This window comes from Pseudomonas sp. 102515 (genome assembly GCF_031085165.1).
Taxonomy (GTDB): domain Bacteria; phylum Pseudomonadota; class Gammaproteobacteria; order Pseudomonadales; family Pseudomonadaceae; genus Chryseomonas.
In genome coordinates, this window is record NZ_JAVHTY010000001.1 from 1,031,644 (window position 1) to 1,050,266 (window position 18,623).

Here is an 18,623-nt window from a genome sequence, read left to right on the forward strand (position 1 = left end):
TCTGGGTCTCGTGCTAGGCCGGGCCTCGGCCCGGACAAGAAAACGGTGGTCGCTCAGCGGCTGCGGCTGACCGGTTCGAGAATCTGCAGAGCCAGATTACCCTTGCGCGCACCCATCTTCACCTTGAAGGTGGGCATGCCGTTGGCTCGCATGAGCATCTCGTCCGGCATTTCCACGGGAATCACGTCGCCGGGCTGCATGTTGAGGATATCGCGGAGTTTGAGTTGGCGCCGGACAACCGTCGCTTCCAGCGGGACGCGCACATCGAGCAGGTCCTCGCGCAGGGCCTTGACCCAGCGTTCGTCCTGGTCGTCCACGTCCGACTGGAAACCGGCGTCGAGCATCTCGCGGATCGGCTCGATCATCGAATAGGGCATGGTGACGTGCAGTTCGCCGCCGCCGCCATCCAGTTCGATGTTGAAGGTGCTCACCACCACCACTTCGCTGGGGCTGACGATGTTGGCCAGCGCCGGGTTGACCTCGGAGTTCATGTACTCGAACTGGCAGTCGAGCATGGCGCCCCAGGCTTCCTTGAGGTCGACGAAGCACTGGTCGAGCACCATGCGCACCACGCGCAACTCGGTGGGGGTGAATTCACGGCCCTCGATCTTGGCATGGCGGCCGTCACCGCCAAAGAAGTTGTCCACCAGCTTGAACACCAGCCGGGCATCGAGAATGAACAGCGCGGTACCGCGCAGCGGCTTCATCTTGACCATGTTGAGGCTGGTGGGGACGTACAGCGAATGGATGTATTCACCGAATTTGGTGACCTGCACCCCGCCCACGGAGACGTCCGCCGAACGCCGCAACAGGTTGAACATGCTGACCCGCGTGTAGCGGGCGAAGCGTTCGTTGATCATCTCCAGGGTCGGCATCCGTCCGCGGACGATGCGATCCTGGCTGGTGAGGTCATAGCCCTTGATGGTGCCCGGCTCGGCATCGGTCTCGGTCTCGACGATGCCATCGTCGACCCCGTGCAGCAGGGCATCGATTTCATCCTGAGAGAGCAGATCTTGCACGGCCATGGCGTTACCTATTGCAGGACGAGATTGGTGAACAGTACCTGTTCGATGGCAGTCTGGCCGGTCAGTTTCTTCGCCAGCTCCTGAACCTTGCTGGTGGCCTGCTGCCGCAGCATCTCCTTGCCCACCGGCGTCAGGAGGCTGTTGAAGTCCTGGCCGGAAAACAGCATCACCAGCTGGTTGCGGACCTGCGGCAATTGCGCCTTGAGCGCATCCATCTGCGCCTGGTCACGTCCCATCAGGGTCACCGTGACCTGCATGTAGCGCTGGCGACCCTCGGCGTTGTAGTTGACCACGAAGGCCGGCACCAGCGCCTGATAGACCGCCGCCAGATGCACGGGTGCCGCCGGAGTGACCGGCGCGGCGTGCTCGGGCTCGGCGCTCTTCTTGCCGAGCAGGAACCAGGTCGCGCCCACCGAGGCGCCAATGACCAGCAGCAAGGCCACGACGATGATGATGATGAGTTTGAGCTTGCCCTTGCCCTTGCCTTCCGCGGCTGCATCTTCTGCCGCAGGGGCCTGCTTCTTCGCCATAAGTGCTCGACCGGATCCTGTGCTGCGCGTCACCCCTGTTGGGTGACGCAGCTAACCTATTGATACGAAGGGGATATAGCAGGTGCGGCCGAGGCTGTCACCTGGCAGCCGGCGCCCGTCACGCGTAGTAGTCGACCAGACTGCGCGCCGCGAGCGTCGCCGAGCCACGGGTTTCGGCGACATTCGCCACCGCTTCGTCCTCGCCCCCACCCGCGCCACGGCTACCGCGACGCGAATTATCGCTCTGGCCACCCTGCTGCGACTGCTGCCAGGCCTGACCGGACGACTGATCGGAAACGTTGACGTTGGCGAGGTTCATGCCCTGCTGGGCGAAGAGTTCGCGCAGGCGCTGGCTGCCAGCGTCCAGTGCCTCGCGCACGTCGGCGTGGGGACTGGCGAAGGTGACCTGGGTCTGGTCCTGGGTCATGTCGATCCGCACCTCCAGTTTGCCCAGTTGCGCCGGCTCCATCTGGATATCGGCGGTCTTGAGATTCTGGCTGGACATCCACATGACCTTGTCGACCACCGCCTCGCTGAAGTTGCCTGCCTGCGGACTGAGCGGCTGGCCAGGCACCGTGGCCGTGACCGGGCGAGCTGTCGCAGCGGGCGTACTGAGGGCTTGCGACAGGGCGGTGAGCTTGTCGGCGAAGGCATCGCCCTTGCTCGGCACCGCCGCGTCCTGCCCATCGCCCTCGTCCAGGGTCGCGGCCAGGGCCGCACTGGCTGCCTGATCCGCCGCTGGAGCGGGGGCGCCATCGGCGGGCAGCAAGCCTTGCAGCTGGGTGGCCGCCAGGTTGTTGGCGTTGGTGGTGGCCTTGACGGCGTCACCCTGGGCCTGAGGCACCTGGCCCAGCAGTTGCGCCAGACCATCATCCGCAGCCTGCTGCTCGCCGGCCTTGGCTGGGGTGGCCGTGGCGCCCGTCCCGGCACCCGTGGCGGTCGCCTGGGCTGCGGTAGCCACGGCAGCGCCCAGCAGCGCTGCCGGATCCAGGGCCTGGGTAGTGGCGGCGGCTGCCGCTTCCGCTGCCGTCCCGGTCGGAAGCTGAAGCGTTGGTGCGGGCGTGGCCACGGGTTGCGGGAACTGGCCGGTCATGCCGAACATGAATAGCGGATCCAGTAGCGCATCGACGGGCGCCTTGGCGTCTTCGCCCTCGGCCACCGGCAAGGTCTTGCCGCTGTCGTCGGTAGCGGCTGCCGACTGCTCGCCGCTCTTGGCGGTGCTGTCGGCCCGGGGCTTGGCGTCTGCCGTGCGGTCGTCATCGCCGGAGCGCTTCACTCGGTCATCGCCATCCCGGGCACGCCCGGCCTCGTTCTTGCGCGCCTGGGTCGGGGCCTTGCTGTCGCTGGTATCGCGTGGCTTTTCGTTGCGCACCGGCTCACGTGGCTGCTCCTGCGCGAAGACATCGGCGAACCGCTCCTGACCTGCCGAGCGATCCTGGGAAGGGGTCTTGACCGCCGCCCGGCCGGTACTGGCTGGCGAGGTGGCGGTATTCAAAAGGAAATCGGGCACGACGGCCATGGAGGACTCCGAAGGACGGGTTTTCGGGTATCTAGCAAGTTGCGCGCCAGCCAGAAACGCCAGCGCTTTGACGAGGTCAGCCCGCGTAGCGTTGCTGCTCGACCTTGAACAGGATGCGGACGATGGCGAATTCGCGCTCCATGGCGGAAACCCCCATGGCCAGTTCGGCGGTGGCCGCCCGACGCCGCGCGCCCTCCTCCACGTCCCGACACAGCTGCGCCAGGGGCGCGGCGCCCATGTTGCCGGCGCTACCCTTGAAGCTGTGGGCCAGCTGGCGGACCTGCTCGGCATCGCCACCGATCACGCTGCGCTTGAGCTCGGCGATGCGCTCTTCGCAGTCGAGCAGAAAGGTTTCGATGAGATCGACGTACTCCTCCTCCATGCAGTCGCGCAGGGCAGCAAGCGTTTCCGGATCGAGATGGGAGGAAAACATCGGCATTCTCACTGACCAAGAGAAGGAACGAAGGCGGCGTCTGCCCTAGATATAGGTCGAACGCGCCCGCTGGGCGTACTCGTCCATCTGTTTCTGTTCGCGTTTGTCCTCGACCTGGCGCTGCTCCTGGCGATAGCGCTCGACCAGCTTGCGCAGGCCTTCGAGGCGCGCATAACGCTCCTGCCACTGGGTGCGCGCCTTGGCCACCACGTCGCGGTGCCACTGGGCGTTGCGCTCCTGCTGGCCGATCGCCTCTTCCAGCTGGCTGAGGAAGCGCTGATAGCCGATGAGCCACTGGCCGGTGACGCCACGGCTGCCATTGACCACCAGGCGCTGCTGATAGTCCTCGCGATAGCGCTGCAATTCACCCAGCTTGAACTCGGCCTGGGCCAGCTGCTGTTGGCATTGTCCCAGGCGCTGGGCGGCGTCGCGCTCGTCGCGTTCGCTCATCTCCACCACCGGACCCAGACGCTCGGCTCTGCCTTTCATGATCTATCAGCCTCCCAACACGGCTTGGAGATTGGCGGAACTCTGCTCCAGCGACTCGCTTTCGCGCAGGCCCTGGCGCAGGAACTGCTGCATGGGCGCATAGCGGGCGATCGCCAGATCGGTTTCGGCATTCCCGCCGGGCACATAGGCACCGACGCTGAGCAGGTCCTTGGCCTGCTGATAGAGCGACCAGAGCTGCTTGACGCGCTGGGCGTTGCGCAGATGCTCCGGGCTGACCACCTGGGGCATGACCCGGCTGATGGACGCCTCGATGTCGATCGCCGGATAGTGGCCTTCCTCGGCCAGGCGCCGCGACAACACGAAGTGACCATCCAGCACACCGCGCGCCGAGTCGGCGATGGGATCCTGCTGGTCGTCGCCTTCCGAAAGCACAGTATAAAACGCCGTGATCGAACCCCCACCTTTTTCTGCGTTGCCGGCCCGCTCCACCAGGCGCGGCAGCTTGGCGAACACCGACGGCGGGTAGCCCTTGGTCGCCGGCGGCTCGCCGATGGCCAGCGCGATCTCCCGCTGCGCCTGGGCATAGCGGGTCAGGGAATCCATCAGCAGGAGCACGTTCTTACCCTTGTCGCGAAAGTATTCGGCGATGCGAGTGCAGTACATGGCCGCGCGCAGGCGCAGCAGGGGCGCATCGTCCGCCGGCGAGGCCACGACCACCGCCCGCTTGATGCCCTCCTCGCCCAGGATGTGCTCGATGAATTCCTTCACCTCGCGACCCCGCTCGCCGATCAGCCCGACCACGATGATCTCGGCCTTGGTCAGCCGGGTCATCATGCCGAGCAGCACGCTCTTGCCCACGCCGGTACCGGCGAACAGGCCGAGACGCTGGCCGCGGCCCACCGTCAACAAACCGTTGATGCTGCGGATACCGACGTCCAGGGGCTCGCTGATGGGCTCGCGCTTGAGCGGGTTGATGGCGGGGCCGTCCATCGGCACCCAGTCTTCGGCGCGCATGCGGCCCTTGCCGTCCAGGGCATTGCCCAGACCGTCCAGCACGCGCCCCAGCATCGACATGCCCATCGGCAGGCGGCCGGTATCCGGCACCGGCACCACCCGGGCGCCGGGCGCGATGCCGGCGAGGCTACCCACCGGCATGAGAAAGGTCTTGTTGCCGTTGAAGCCCATCACCTCGGCCTCGACTTCCACCGGCTGATAGCCACCGCCATTGATCAGCCGGCAGCGGCTGCCGACGGCGGCGCGCAGACCTTCGGCCTCCAGGGTCAGACCGACCATGCGCAGCAGGCGGCCTTCGATCACCGGCTGCTGCTCGACCCGGATGGCTTCATCGTAACCGCTGAGGCGGCGTTCGAAACTCAGACGCTCAAGACGCATGGGAGGCATCCTCGATGTCGATGTGCAGATCGGCTTCCTGGGGCTGGGTCGCCTGGTGGCGCTGCTGTTCGGCCAGCTGGGTCAGCGCCTGGGTCAGACGGGTCTCGATGCTGGCATCGATGACGCTGCTCTCGGTCTCGATCCGGCAACCGCCAGGCATCAGGGTCTCGTCCTCAAGGATGCGCCATTTTTCCTCGTGGCGGTCACGCAAGGCCTTCATCAGCTCGAAGTCCTGGGGACTGACCTGGATGCGGATGTTCTCGGCACCCATGGGCAGCAGCTTCAGCGCCGTGCGCACCACCTGACCCAGCTGACTGGAGTCTAGCGTGAGTTCGCGCTGGATGACTTCGCGGGTGATGTGCCGGACCAGCTGCACCATCCCGGCTTCCAGGGCCTGGTCCTGTTCGCCGATGGGATCGAGCAGATGGCTCATCAGGGTTTCCAGGCTGGCCAGCCGGGCGGTCAGCGCCGCCTCGGCTTCCTGGCGCGCCTTGAGCTGACCGGCGTGATAGCCGTCGCGCTCGCCGGTGACGAAGCCTTCGTTGTAGGCCTCCTGACGGATCGCCTCCAGCTCTTCGAGGGTGATCGGCTGGACCTCTTCGACCGGGACCTCTTCGATCTGGGGCTCCGGCTGGACCTCGGGCTCGGCTGCCGCGGGCACAGGGGTTTCTGCAGGCGCGTCGAAGCTGTCGAAGGCTGGCAGTCGCCAGACGTCGAAGGCCTCCAGATCCCGCGCCCTGATCAGTTCGCTCGCCGCTTCTTTGCTCATTACCTGTCCGTCAGAAAACCGCTACTGAACAGACCTTAGCAAAGCACAGGCCAATCCCGGCAAGCCGTCAGACCATTTCCTCGCCGCCCTTGCCACCGAGCACGATCTCGCCGGCGTCGGCCATGCGGCGGGCCACGGCGAGCACCTCCTTCTGCGCACCCTCCACCTCGGACAGTCGCACCGGCCCCTTGGCTTCCAGGTCGTCGCGCAGCAGCTCGGCCGCGCGCTTGGACATGTTGCGGAAGAATTTCTCCTTGATGCCGTCGTCGGCCCCCTTGAGCGCCAACACCAGCACATCGGAGGACACTTCGCGCAAGAGCGCCTGGATGCCGCGGTCGTCGACATCGGACAGGTTGTCGAAGACGAACATCAGGTCCTCGATCTGCCCCGACAGATCCTGGTCCGCGTCGCGGATCGCATCCATCAGCGGGCCTTCGACCGAGCTGTCCAGGTAGTTCATGATGTCGGCGGCGCGCTTCACGCCACCCAGGGCGGTACGGGTGGTGCTGGCGCTGCCGGAGAACTGCTTCTCCAGGATCAGGTTCAGTTCCTTGAGCGCCGCCGGTTGCACGGTGTTCAGCGAGGAGACGCGCAGGACGATGTCCAGGCGTACCTTGTGATCGAAGTGGCCAAGGACTTCGGCGGCCTGGTCGGGATCCAGGTAGGCCACCACGATGGCCTGGATCTGCGGGTGCTCATAGCGAATAACGTCGGCTACGGCGCGCGGCTCCATCCACTTCAGGCTGTCCAGGCCGCTGGTGTTGCCACCCAGCAGGATGCGGTCGATCAGGCCGCTGGCCTTGTCCTCGCCCAGGGCCTGGGTGAGCATCTTGCGGATGTAGCCGTCGGCGCCCACCCCCAGACTGGTCTGATCGCCTACCACCTCGATGAAGTCGCCCAGTACCCGCTCGACCTGTTCGCGGTTGACGTTGCGCATCTGGGCCATGGCGGTACCGACCTTCTGCACCTCCTTGGGTCCCATGTGGCGCAGGATCTGCGCGGCATCGGCTTCGCCCAGCGACAGGAGGAAGATCGCGGCCTTCTCGACCTTGGAAAGTTGCGCTTCATTCGTCGCCATTGATCCAATCCTTCACTACCTGGGCGACACGGCCCGGATCATCGTTTACCAGCTGCTTGATGGCGGTCAGTTGAGCGTCATAGCCCTCGCTCGGGCTCGGCAGCAACAGCGGCGCCGGACCGGCCAGGCTCACCTTGTCGTCGGCCAGGTCGTCCGACAGGCCATCCAGACCACCGGCACCCAGGGCACCGGCACCACCGGCCGCGGCCAGGGCGGCGGCGTCCTTGGTGTTGCCGCCGGACAGATTCTTCAGCACCGGACGCAGCACCCCAAAGACTAGCACCAGGATGAAGAGGACGCCGAGGGCCTGCTTGACCACACCCCAGAACCAGGGCTGCTGGTAGAAGGGAATGCTCTCGATCTCTTCCTGCTGCACGGGTGCGAAGGGTGCGTTGATCACGCTCACGCTGTCGCCACGGCTGGCGTCGAAGCCCACGGCATCCTGTACCAGACGGGTGAAGCGAGCCAGGTCTTCGGTGGTCCAGGGTTGATGGCTGACCTTGCCGGCCGCATCGACCTTGACCTGATCGTCCAGCACCACCGCGACGGAAAGCCGACGCAGACGACCCTGCTGCTGACGGGTATAGCTGATGCTGCGGTCCAGTTCGTAGTTACGGGTGTTCTGCTCACGCTTGTCGGTCGGGTACGGCAGGGTCGCCGGCAGGCTGGTCTTGCTGTCGTAGATGTACTGGTCATTGGCGTCGCGCAGCGGCTGGCCCGGAGCGATGTAGTTCGCGCCGCCACCCTGGGCACCGGCCTTTTCCGGGGTCGAGGACGGGCCGGGCGGCTGATTGGACAGGGCACCGGGCACGCCCTGGGCGCCGCCGCCGGAAGTCTGACGCTGCTCGCTGTTCTGCTGCTCGCTGCGCAGTGCCGGCTGATCCGGGTTGAACTGCTCGGAGGTCGACTCCACGGCATTGAAGTCCACGTCGGCGGCCACTTCGGCCTTGAAGCGGCCATTGCCCACCACCGGCTGCATGATGTTCTGCACGCGTTGGGTCAAGGAACCTTCCATCTTGCGGGTGTAGTCCAGTTGCTTGCCGGCGATCGACAGCTCGGAGAGATTCTGCTGGTCGGACAGCAGCTGGCCCTTCTGGTCGACGATGGTGACCTGGGACTTGTCCAGTTCCGGCACGCTGGTGGCGACCAGATTGATGATGGCCATGACCTGGCCGGCATCCAGGGTACGGCCGGGATACATCTCGACCAGTACCGAGGCGCTCGGCTTGCGCTCGTCACGGACGAACACCGAACTCTTCGGGATCGCCAGGTGCACCCGGGCGCCCTTGATGTTGTTGAGGCTGGAGATGGTCCGGGCCAGTTCGCCTTCCAGGCTGCGACGATAGTTGGCCGCTTCCATGAACTGGCTGGTGCCCAGCGGCTGCTCCTTGTCCAGCAGCTCGAAGCCGACGTTGCCATCGGAGGCGGTGATGCCGGCCGCGGCCATCTTCATGCGCGCCCGGCCGAGGTCATCGGACTTGACCAGCAGGGCACCGGAATTCGGATCGACCTTGTAGCCGATGTCGGCCGCGCCCAGGGCCTGCAGCACCTGGTTGGCGTCCAGGCCGTTCATGCTGGTGTACAGCGGCCGATAGTCCGGCTGCTGGGTCCAGAGCACCACGGCGAAACCCAGGGCGACGCTGGCGGCCAGGCCGATCAGCAACCCCATCTGCCGCAGCAGCGGCATGTCGGACAGGTTGTCGAGAAAGCTGAGACCCAGCAGCGACTTCTTGGGCTTGTCTTCAGCCTCGGGCTTGGTCGTCGGGACGGGTGCGTTGGTAAGAGCTTCAGCCATTTTCTAGACCGTCCTCAAATCGACATTTGCATGATGTCTTGGTACGCCTGAACGAACTTGTTGCGTACCTGGGTCAAGGCCTGCACGGAGACGCTGGCCTTCTGCGAAGCGATCATGACTTGAGTGAGGTCGACGCCACCCTGCCCCAGCTCGAAGGCCTTGGCCATCTCGCCGGCGGTCTGCTGGGTCTCGTTGACGGAGCCCACGGCCTTGCTGAGCATGTCGGCGAAGCTCGGACCCTGGACCTGTTCCGCGCCGGCAGCCGGAGCTACGACGGCTTTCGACCGGGCCATGGCTTCGGTCTGCATGGAGCGCATTTCCAGCATCAACCGATTGAACTCGACACCTTGAACCATTTGCTCTGCTCCTCTGGCACGGGAAATTGACGCCGTACCCACTCGTGTCAGAGATAGAGCAATGCCTGTGCCAGATCCTAAAAATCCAGCTAGAACAATGACTTGTAAAAAAGTTGCCGAGAGGTGGTTAAAGTTTGCCGAAAATCAGTCGACGGTGAGCAGCTCGCGGTTGCGCTGCAACAGGGCCTTGCCGATGCCCTTGACCTCGAGCAACTCGTCTACCGAGGCGAAGGCGCCATGGACTTGGCGATGGTCGACGATCGCCTGCGCCTTGACTGCGCCTATCCCCCGCAGCCGTTGCAGCGCGGTGGCGTCGGCGACATTGATGTTCAAGGGCGCCAGGCTGGCACTTGAGGCCGGCTTGGTTGCGGCACCCGTGCCAGACTCACAGGCATTGGCCCAGGGGCCGAACAGGGCCAGCAACGTCATTATCCAGATGAATCTCATAGAGGAACCTCCTTGTTCCGCTGTTTGATTCAGAGAGCTTAACGCAAAGGGTCAGGCGGTCAACTCACCAGTGATCCTGCCTGAGCACGCTCGGTCCTGAGCGCCAGCAGGGCCTGGCGAACGCCCTGGCGCCAGTCGCTGGGCGGGATACCGAAGTGCCGCTCCAGTGCGCTGGAATCCAGCATGGAATAGGCCGGGCGCTTGGCCAGGGTGGGAAAGTCGGAGGTGGCGATGCCGGTGATGAGCGGCGCCCGCTCCAGCATGCCCAGCTCCTGGCCGGCATCTATGATGTAGCGCGCGAAGTCGCACCAGCTCAGGCCGCTGTCGCCGCCGAAGTGATAGAGGCCATAGGCCGTCTGCTCAGGCTGAGCTTCGGCCTGGACGGCGATCTGCAACAGCGCGTCGGCGATGTGACCGGCGTAGGTCGGGCAACCCACCTGGTCGCTCACCACCCGCAGTTCGTCACGATCGGCAGCGAGCCGCAGCATGGTCTTGAGGAAGTTGTTGCAGTGCTCACTGAACACCCAGGCCGTCCTCAGCACCACCGAGCGCGAGCAGGCGGAGAGCACGCGGTTCTCCCCTTCCAACTTGGTCATGCCGTAGACCCCGGACGGGCTGACCGGATCCTCGACCTGATAGGGTTCGGTGGCGCTACCATCGAACACATAGTCGGTGGACAGGTGCAGCAGGGCGATGCCGGCGGCACCGCAGGCCTGGGCAAGCACCGCAGGGCCTTCGATATTGCCGCGGGCGGCGATCTCGGGCTCCTGCTCGGCCTTGTCGACCGCCGTGTAGGCGGCCGCATTGATCACGACGTCCGGAGCGAACCGCTCGAGATGGCTGGTTACCGAGCCTTCGTCAGCGATATCCAGAGTGGCACGTCCATGGGCCTCCCATGCCAGTTCTGAACGCTGAAGACGATCGGTCAGACAGCGTCCGACCTGACCGTTAGCTCCGGTAACCAGTATCTTCATCTATACAGCTCCGCCAATCGAAGGCCTTGTGCATCTTTGGCGGACAGGATGGGATCCGTTACCCGCCAGTCGATATTCAGATCCGGATCATTCCAGATCAAAGACCCTTCATCAGAGGGATCGTAATAATCTGTGCACTTGTATTCAAAATCAGCGGTTTCCGACAGCACCACGAAGCCGTGGGCCAGGCCTGGCGGTATCCAGAGCTGGCGCTTGTTGTCTTCCGAGAGGATCTCGGCGACCACGTTACCGAAGGTGGGCGAACCGCGACGGATGTCGACGGCCACGTCCAGCACCTCGCCGCGCACGACGCGCACCAGCTTGCCTTGCGGCTTGCTGCGTTGGAAATGCAGACCACGCAGCACGCCCCGGGCGGAACGCGAGTGGTTGTCCTGCACGAATGGCAGAGTGATCCCCGCCTGCTGGGCATAGCGCTCCGCCTGGAAGGACTCCAGGAAGAAGCCGCGGTCGTCACCGAAGACCTTGGGTTCGATCAGCTTGACGTCCGGGATCGCGGTGTCGAAGACCTGCATCAGTCCTGCTCCTTGCACAGCCGCGCCAGGTACTGGCCGTAACCGGTCTTGCTCAAGGCTTCGGCCTGCATGGCCATCTGCTCGCAGGTGATCCAGCCTTTCTGGAAGGCGATCTCTTCGAGGCAGGCGACCTTCAGACCCTGGCGCTTCTCGATGGTCTGGACGAAATGGCCAGCTTCCAGCAGGGCGTCGTGGGTACCGGTGTCCAGCCAGGCGAAACCGCGGCCCAGCAGGGAAACGTTCAGCGAGCCCCGGCGCAGGTACTCGTTGTTGACGTCGGTGATTTCCAGCTCGCCCCGGGGCGACGGCTTGATGTTGGCGGCGATGTCCAGCACGTCGTTGTCGTAGAAATACAGACCGGTGACGGCGTAGTTGGACTTCGGCTTCTTGGGCTTCTCTTCGATGCTCAGGGCCTTGCCCTGCTCGTCGAACTCGACCACACCGAAACGCTCGGGGTCGGCGACGTAGTAGCCGAAGACGGTGGCGCCCTTGTCCACGCTGGCAGCCTTGAGCAGCGTTTCGCTGAAGTGCTGGCCGTAGAAGATGTTGTCGCCAAGGACCAGGCAGACGTTGTCATCGCCGACGAATTCGCGACCGATGATGAAGGCCTGGGCCAGGCCGTCCGGGCTGGGCTGCTCGGCGTAGCTCAGCTGCATGCCGAAGTGGCTGCCGTCGCCGAGCATGCGCTGGAAGCCAGGCAGGTCGGCCGGCGTCGAGATGATCAGGACTTCCTGGATACCGGCCAGCATCAGCACGGACAGCGGGTAGTAGATCATGGGTTTGTCGTAGATCGGCAGCGACTGCTTGGACACGCCCAGGGTAATGGGGTGCAAACGGGTACCGGAGCCACCGGCCAGCAGAATTCCCTTGTATTTGCTCATGGCAATCGTCCTCTGAAAATTGACTGTTGCTGTCGGTCGGACACGCCTGGGGGGTGTCCGCGCCAGGATCGTTAAACGGCCTCGCCGAGACGCTCGAGGCGGTAGGCGCCGGACAGTACCCGCTGCCACCACTCACGATTGTTCAGGTACCAGGTTACGGTCTTGCGCATGCCGGTCTCGAAGGTCTCCTCCGGCGTCCAGCCCAGCTCACGGCCGATCTTGCTGGCGTCGATCGCATATCTCATGTCGTGACCGGGACGATCCTTGACGAAGGTGATCAGGTCGCGATAGCGCTCGACACCCTCGGGCTTCTGCGGAGCCAGCTCTTCGAGCAGGTCGCAGATGGTCTCGACGACCTGCAGGTTGCGCTTCTCGTTGTGGCCACCGATGTTGTAGGTCTCGCCGACCTCGCCCTGGGTCACCACGGTATAGAGGGCGCGGGCATGGTCTTCGACGAACAGCCAGTCACGCACCTGGGAGCCGTCGCCATAGATCGGCAGCGGCTTGCCATGGATGGCATTGAGGATGACGTGGGGGATCAGCTTCTCGGGGAAGTGATAGGGGCCGTAGTTGTTCGAGCAGTTGGTCACCAGTACCGGCAGTCCGTAGGTCCGACCCCAGGCCCGTACCAGATGGTCGCTGCCGGCCTTGCTGGCCGAATAGGGCGAGCTCGGGGAATAGGGCGTGGTCTCGGTGAAGAGGTCGTCGGTGCCGTGCAGGTCGCCATACACCTCGTCGGTGGAGATGTGGTGGAAACGGAAGGCTGCCTTGGCTTCCGGCGCCAGGTCGTTCCAGTAGGCACGGGTCACCTCGAGGATGACGCCGGTGCCGACCACGTTGGTCTGGATGAAGGCGGCAGGGCCCTCGATGGAGCGGTCCACGTGGGATTCCGCAGCCAGGTGCATGACCACGTCGGGCTGGAAGGACGCGAAGACCTGCTGCAGGGCGGCGAAGTCGCAGATGTCCACCTGGTGGAATTCGTAGCGGTCGGAGTCGGCGACTTCGGCCAGGGAATCCACGTTACCGGCGTACGTCAGCTTGTCGACGTTGGCAACCTTGCATTGGGTCTCGTTGATAAGAAAACGTACCACGGCGGAACCAATGAAACCCGCGCCACCTGTTACCAGTACCTTCATCCTGAATCCTGCCTATATCGATTTGTACATCATCGCGCCCGGCACTGCGGGCGAGACATCGGAGGACGGCGCAGCCATCCCTGGCTTGGGTCACAGCCATGGCTATGTACCCGAAGACCTGAGTTAAACAGTGGCAGGAAAAGAAAGTTCAGCCTAGCGGGGGAAGGCTGCCGCTTCTGTGCTCGGCTTCAAATCCAGGCTGAAAGAAAGCGTGGGCGGGATCACTCGATGGATCTCTTGCCGTGCAGCCAGTCGACTATGTCGCCTTCGGGAGAATAGCCGGCGACGGTGTCGCGCAGCAGCTGCCTGACGCGAAGGTAATCACCCGCATCGATCGCGCGACTGAGTTCGACGAGGGCTGCACGGAAGGCATCCCAGGCCAGGAAGTCTTCGCTGGCGCGCATGATCTTCGGGTGGGAGGTCGGACTCACGTCGTCACCGATGAGCAATTCTTCATAGAGTTTCTCACCGGGTCGCAGCCCGGTGAACTCGATGGCGACATCGCCATGGGGATTGGCCGGCGAGCGGACGCTCAGGCCCGACAGCTTGATCATCTGCTCGGCCAGTTCGACGATGCGCACCGGCTCGCCCATGTCGAGCACGAAGACATCCCCGCCCTCGCCCATGGCGCCCGCCTGGATGACCAGTTGGGCGGCCTCGGTGATGGTCATGAAGAAACGCGTGATCTTGGGATGGGTGACGGTAACCGGCCCACCCTTGCGGATCTGGGTCCTGAACAACGGGATGACCGAACCGGAAGAGCCCAGCACGTTGCCGAATCTCACCATGGTGAAGCGGGTGCGATTGACCTGATGGATACCATCCGTTTGCCCGTGCAGCACGGGCGCCGCCTCGCGACTCAGGGCCTGCAGGATCATCTCGGCCAGGCGCTTGGTACTGCCCATGATATTGGTGGGCCGTACCGCCTTGTCGGTGGAAATCAGCACGAAACTGGTCACGCCAGCCTGGATGGCCGCCTGGGCGGCATTGAGAGTACCCAGGACGTTGTTGCCGAAACCCTCGGCGATGTTGTGCTCGACCATGGGCACGTGCTTGTAGGCCGCCGCATGGTAGAGGGTGGCCACCTTCCAGTGCCGCATCACCTGCAAGAGCAGCGGCGCATTGCGAATGGAGCCCAGCACCGGCACCAGGGTGACCGGCAGGGCTTCGCGCTGGATATAGGTATCCAGCTCACGGTGGATGCTGTAGAGGTTGAATTCGGCGTGGTCGAGCAGGATCAGGGTGCGCGGCTTCTGGCCGATGATCTGCCGGCACAGCTCGGAGCCGATGGACCCCCCTGCCCCGGTCACCATCACCACCTGACCGGTGATGCAACGGGCGAATAGCTCGGGCCGGGGCGTCACCGGATCCCGTCCCAGCAAGTCGGCGATGTCGACCTCCTGGAGGTCGTCCACCTGTACCTTGCCGCAGGCCAGGTCGCTGATCCGTGGCACGGTTCTGACGTGCAGCGGATAGGGCTCCAGCAGACCGAGCACCTCACGGCGCCGCGCGCGAGTAGCGGACGGGATCGCCAGGAGGATCTCCTCGGCCCCCGTTTCGTCGATCATCTGCTGGATATGTTTGGGGGTGTAGACCTTGAGCCCGGCGATGATGCGATTGGCGATGCCCTTGTCATCGTCGATGAAGGCCACCGGACGCATGGCCCGGCCCATGCGCAGCGCCGCGACCAGCTGGTTGCCCGCCGAGCCGGCGCCATAGATGGCGACCCGCGGCAGTTCGTCCGGCTGTTTGATGAAGGGCACGGTAATGGCGCGATACCAGTCGCCCAGGAAATACTGACGCAGCGCGAGACGCAGGCCGCCGATCAGGATCAGGCTGACGATCCAGTAGTTGAAGATCATCGAACGCGGGACGATCTCCGGCAGATCGCGATACCAGTAGATGACTACCGACAGCAGCAGCGTCGACAGCGTCACCGCCTTGGCGATGGCGATCAGCGCGTCGTTGCCCAGGTAGCGCATGACCGCGCGGTACATGCCGAAGCGGATGAACAGGGGAATGGCAATGGCCGGCGCGGTGATGAACAACCAGGCATGCCCGCTGAAGGGCTCGATCATCTGCACGGAACCCAGGCGCAGATAGAAGGCCAACCAGAGCGAGAGCCAGATCAGCAATAGGTCGACCGCGACCTGGATGACTCTCTTGGTACGCCGGTTCAGCTTGACCAGATGGTCACGCAACATGTCAGTGTCCCTAATCCCTGAATCCGGTGGACTGCGCAGCCATGGCTACCTCATCGGTCCCAGCATGGTATCGAAGGGCCAGGCAAAGCAAGGGCCCATAGGCAAGCAAGAGACCCAGTATGGCACTTAAAAGCCCCAGCCCCACCAGCAAAGCGATAGGCAGCAACCAGAACAGGTTGATGGCGAGTACCGCCAGGGTCACCGGGCGATGCGCGCCATGCTGGCGGGAGGCCCACTGGTAGGCATGGGTGCGATGGGCCTCGTAGGGTTTCTTGCCCCGACTCAGCCGCCGCAACAGGGTCCAGGTCGCATCGACCACGAAGACACCGAGCAGGATCAGCCAGGCCCAGAACAGCGACAACTCGATCAGCGCCGCCTGCAAGGACAGCATGCCGAGGATCAAGCCGAGAAAGCCACTGCCCACATCGCCCATGAAGATGCGCGCCGGCGGAAAATTCCAGCACAGGAAGCCAGCCACGGCTGCGGCCAGCAGCAGGGGCGCACCCAGCAAGGCGCCATGGCCGGTCACGGCATAGATCAGCGCCATGCCCAGACAGACGGCGAGCGCTTCGCCGCCGGCGATGCCGTCGATGCCGTCCATGAAGTTGTAGAGGTTGAGCAGCCAGACCAGATAGAGGACGCCAAGGGTCGTCACCAGCCAGCCGGGTAGCTCCAGAACAGCGGACAACTGTGCAGGGAGCGCGCCATAGCCGCCCAGCCACAGCAGCGCAGCGATGGCGGCTAGGAAATGACCGAGCAGGCGCCAGCCGGCGCCCACGTGCCGATGATCGTCGACGAAGCCGAGCACCGCCACCAGCAGCCCCGCCCCTACCAGGACGCTGCAGGAACCCGGATCAAGCTGCCCCAGTAGCCGCAGCACCACACAGCCGAGCACGAACACCACGACGAGCGCCAGGCCGCCGCCACGGGGCGTCGCCACCTGGTGCGAACTGCGCGCGTTGGGTTCGTCGAGCAGGCCTCCGGACAGGGCATAGCGGCGCAGCGCCGCCGTGCCGAGCCAGCTGCAGCCGCCGGCCAGGAGCAACAGGAGCAGCATCATTTCCGACCCTCCGCACCGGCTCGTTGCGCACCTAGCGCACGCAAGGCGGCTCGTGCCGACAGCGGGGGCTGCCAGCCCAGCAAGGTCTTGGTGGGCTGGATGTCGACCTGCAGCGACCCACAGAGACGTTGCGCCACCTCGCCCCGCCCCAGCAATCTGGCGCCCCATTCGAGCCAGGCGGACGGAACGGCGATCAGCCGGGGTTTCTGACCCAGGCCTTCGGCCAGCAATTCGAGCAGCTCGGCGGTGGAAAGATCTTCATCGTCGCTGACCAGCAGGATGGCACCGGCCGCCTTGGGCGCCGCGATGCACAGGATCAACAGATCGAGCAGATTCTCCAGCGCGAGCAGACTGCGCCTGTTGTGCCGAACGCCCCCCAGGGGCAGCGGCACGCCCCGCGCCAGGGTATCCAGCAGGCGGGCCACATTGGCCTTTACCCCGGGCCCGTAGATCAGCGGCGGACGAACGATGACCACTTCCAATCCGGTCTCGGCCATCAGCGCCAGCAGCTGCTGTTCGGCGGCCGCCTTGGAGCGTGCATAGGCATCGGTGGGTGCCGGAAGATCATCAGCGCGAAAGGGCTTGCCGGGAAGGGTCCAGTCACCATTGACCTTGATGCTGCTGACAAAGATGAAGCGACGGACGCCTGCAGCCAGGGCATCCCGGGCCAGCTTGAGGGTTGCCGCCCGATTCACCTCATCGTAGCGAGCCTCGCTGGCTACGCCTGGCTGCTCGCCCAGCTGATGGACCCGGGCGGCGAGATGGATGACGGTATCCACCCTCGCCAGAGGCCCGGACCAGTCGGTATCGGCGGACAACTCACGGATCACCGGAATCACCTCGCCCGCGACCGAGGCAGCTGCCGGCTGGCGCTGCGCGGCGACCACCGGATACCCCTTGGCCTGTAGCTGCCGAACCAGGGCTGCGCCGACGAAGCCCCCCGCCCCTGTCACCAGAATCTTGCGTTCCATCAATGCGTTGCGCCGTGCCAGTCAGCCAGGAAAGGGCACTTATGGTAAGACATTGCCCCGCGAGGGCCTAGCCACGCAAAACGCAGGCATAAAAAAGCCCGCCGAACCTGGGCTCGGCGGGCCGAAAAACTTGAGAACCTTAGAAGGTCTTGGCAGAAGCCCGGACTTCAACGGCCTGGAAGCGAGCGACCGGCTGGGCCACGTAGTGGCGCGAGAAGCTCTCGACGCGCTGAGCGGGCTGCAGGAACAGGGCAACCATCCAGCTACCGGCCAGAGCGGCTACAGCCAGGAAGGGATGACCGAGGTGCATGCTGGTGAAGCAAGCGGCGATACCGATCCAGATGAAAAGATAGTGGCGCATGACAACTTCCTCACTCGGCGTGGACTACGAGGTCACCCAAGACCTTATGTGAAGGAAGTCTCATACAAAAATCGGAACCCGTCTACAAAAATATCAAAACGGCTTGACTTTTTTTGTAAACGTCAAAATACCGATATAAATCTTATGGATAACGCTTTTTTGACGACTCCGGGCTAGGCAGGAAAACAAGGAAAATCAAACTCTTGCTGGACGGCCAAGGAAAAGACCGGCAGTGGACGACGGCTTTATGGCTCCAGCTCGTTGACCCTGTCCCGCAGCTCCTTGCCGGGCTTGAAGTGCGGAACGAACTTGCCGTCCAGCAGTACCGACTCGCCGGTCTTGGGATTGCGTCCCGTACGGGGTGCGCGATAGTGCAGTGAGAAGCTGCCGAAGCCCCGGATCTCGATACGGTCTCCGGTGGAAAGTGCCTGGGCCATCTGCTCCAGCATGGTCTTGATCGCCAGCTCGACATCCCTGGACGACAACTGCCCCTGATAGGAAACGATGCGCTCGATCAACTCCGACTTGGTCATGGATTTTTTCCTTCGTTATCAAGCGGCTAGATCACCTCCAAGGACTTTTAGCACGCCGGCCGATTTTTGAAAAGTCAAGCGGACGGCTTTGGTCCCTGCAACTTTTTACGGGTCATGACCACCCTGCCCACTTTTCGCCAGGCAAAAAAAAGCGACCCCGGAGGGTCGCCTTTCAT

20 protein-coding genes are annotated in these 18,623 nt (G+C 64.0%); all 20 read right to left on the reverse strand.

The features are described from left to right. Nucleotides 1-53: 53 nt before the first annotated feature. Nucleotides 54-1,025 carry a flagellar motor switch protein FliM gene (gene fliM / locus RCF34_RS04700; protein ID WP_183629224.1) on the reverse strand — a complete coding sequence of 324 codons (972 nt, stop codon included), beginning with the start codon at nt 1,023-1,025 and terminating at the stop codon, nt 54-56. An 8-nt stretch (nt 1,026-1,033) separates the two neighbouring features. Further along, nucleotides 1,034-1,555, reverse strand: coding sequence for a flagellar basal body-associated protein FliL (fliL, locus tag RCF34_RS04705; protein ID WP_308707112.1), 522 nt, complete (start codon nt 1,553-1,555; stop codon nt 1,034-1,036). A 118-nt stretch (nt 1,556-1,673) separates the two neighbouring features. Continuing rightward, nucleotides 1,674-3,074 (reverse strand): flagellar hook-length control protein FliK, encoded by a 1,401-nt coding sequence (locus tag RCF34_RS04710; RefSeq protein ID WP_308707113.1) that lies wholly within the window; start codon nt 3,072-3,074, stop codon nt 1,674-1,676. A gap of 76 nt (nt 3,075-3,150) precedes the next feature. Then, nucleotides 3,151-3,507 carry an Hpt domain-containing protein gene (locus RCF34_RS04715; RefSeq protein WP_308707114.1) on the reverse strand — a complete coding sequence of 119 codons (357 nt, stop codon included), beginning with the start codon at nt 3,505-3,507 and terminating at the stop codon, nt 3,151-3,153. 45 nt (nt 3,508-3,552) lie between these two features. After that, complete coding sequence (fliJ, locus tag RCF34_RS04720; protein WP_133862397.1) at nt 3,553-3,996, reverse strand: flagellar export protein FliJ; 444 nt, start codon at nt 3,994-3,996, stop codon at nt 3,553-3,555. Between the two features lie 6 nt (nt 3,997-4,002). After that, nucleotides 4,003-5,349 (reverse strand): flagellar protein export ATPase FliI, encoded by a 1,347-nt coding sequence (gene fliI / locus RCF34_RS04725; RefSeq protein WP_308707115.1) that lies wholly within the window; start codon nt 5,347-5,349, stop codon nt 4,003-4,005. After that, entirely contained in the window at nt 5,339-6,118 is a 780-nt protein-coding gene (gene fliH, locus RCF34_RS04730; RefSeq protein WP_308707116.1) for a flagellar assembly protein FliH, read from the reverse strand. The genes fliI and fliH overlap by 11 nt, the downstream gene beginning before the upstream one ends. A gap of 67 nt (nt 6,119-6,185) precedes the next feature. Beyond that, the gene (gene fliG, locus RCF34_RS04735) at nt 6,186-7,196 is read right to left on the reverse strand and encodes a flagellar motor switch protein FliG (protein ID WP_133862399.1); all 1,011 of its coding nucleotides are present in this window, start codon (nt 7,194-7,196) and stop codon (nt 6,186-6,188) included. Further along, nucleotides 7,183-8,991 carry a flagellar basal-body MS-ring/collar protein FliF gene (fliF, locus tag RCF34_RS04740; RefSeq protein WP_308707117.1) on the reverse strand — a complete coding sequence of 603 codons (1,809 nt, stop codon included), beginning with the start codon at nt 8,989-8,991 and terminating at the stop codon, nt 7,183-7,185. Before fliF ends, fliG begins: the two co-directional genes overlap by 14 nt. A 14-nt stretch (nt 8,992-9,005) precedes the next feature. Continuing rightward, a complete protein-coding gene (gene fliE / locus RCF34_RS04745) occupies nt 9,006-9,347 on the reverse strand; it encodes a flagellar hook-basal body complex protein FliE (protein ID WP_132832054.1) in 342 nt (113 codons plus the stop codon). A gap of 144 nt (nt 9,348-9,491) precedes the next feature. Further along, nucleotides 9,492-9,794: a ComEA family DNA-binding protein gene (locus RCF34_RS04750; protein ID WP_308707118.1), complete on the reverse strand. Its 303-nt coding sequence runs from the start codon at nt 9,792-9,794 to the stop codon at nt 9,492-9,494. Nucleotides 9,795-9,853: 59 nt separating this feature from the next. Beyond that, nucleotides 9,854-10,768, reverse strand: a complete 915-nt coding sequence (rfbD, locus tag RCF34_RS04755) for a dTDP-4-dehydrorhamnose reductase (RefSeq protein ID WP_308707119.1) — start codon at nt 10,766-10,768, stop codon at nt 9,854-9,856. Then, on the reverse strand, nt 10,765-11,301 hold the full coding sequence (gene rfbC, locus RCF34_RS04760) for a dTDP-4-dehydrorhamnose 3,5-epimerase (RefSeq protein ID WP_308707120.1): 537 nt from the start codon (nt 11,299-11,301) through the stop codon (nt 10,765-10,767). The genes rfbD and rfbC overlap by 4 nt, the downstream gene beginning before the upstream one ends. Continuing rightward, nucleotides 11,301-12,182 carry a glucose-1-phosphate thymidylyltransferase RfbA gene (rfbA, locus tag RCF34_RS04765; protein WP_133862404.1) on the reverse strand — a complete coding sequence of 294 codons (882 nt, stop codon included), beginning with the start codon at nt 12,180-12,182 and terminating at the stop codon, nt 11,301-11,303. The genes rfbC and rfbA overlap by 1 nt, the downstream gene beginning before the upstream one ends. A gap of 71 nt (nt 12,183-12,253) precedes the next feature. After that, nucleotides 12,254-13,318 carry a dTDP-glucose 4,6-dehydratase gene (rfbB, locus tag RCF34_RS04770; RefSeq protein WP_308707121.1) on the reverse strand — a complete coding sequence of 355 codons (1,065 nt, stop codon included), beginning with the start codon at nt 13,316-13,318 and terminating at the stop codon, nt 12,254-12,256. A gap of 221 nt (nt 13,319-13,539) precedes the next feature. Further along, nucleotides 13,540-15,522: a nucleoside-diphosphate sugar epimerase/dehydratase gene (locus RCF34_RS04775; protein WP_308707122.1), complete on the reverse strand. Its 1,983-nt coding sequence runs from the start codon at nt 15,520-15,522 to the stop codon at nt 13,540-13,542. A gap of 10 nt (nt 15,523-15,532) precedes the next feature. Beyond that, entirely contained in the window at nt 15,533-16,579 is a 1,047-nt protein-coding gene (locus RCF34_RS04780) for a glycosyltransferase family 4 protein (RefSeq protein WP_374941160.1), read from the reverse strand. Then, nucleotides 16,579-17,553 (reverse strand): NAD-dependent epimerase/dehydratase family protein, encoded by a 975-nt coding sequence (locus tag RCF34_RS04785; protein WP_308707124.1) that lies wholly within the window; start codon nt 17,551-17,553, stop codon nt 16,579-16,581. Before RCF34_RS04785 ends, RCF34_RS04780 begins: the two co-directional genes overlap by 1 nt. Before the next feature lie 139 nt (nt 17,554-17,692). Further along, nucleotides 17,693-17,914, reverse strand: a complete 222-nt coding sequence (locus RCF34_RS04790) for a hypothetical protein (protein ID WP_308707125.1) — start codon at nt 17,912-17,914, stop codon at nt 17,693-17,695. 245 nt (nt 17,915-18,159) lie between these two features. Further along, entirely contained in the window at nt 18,160-18,447 is a 288-nt protein-coding gene (gene ihfB / locus RCF34_RS04795) for an integration host factor subunit beta (protein WP_007160396.1), read from the reverse strand. Between the last annotated feature and the right edge of the window lie 176 nt (nt 18,448-18,623).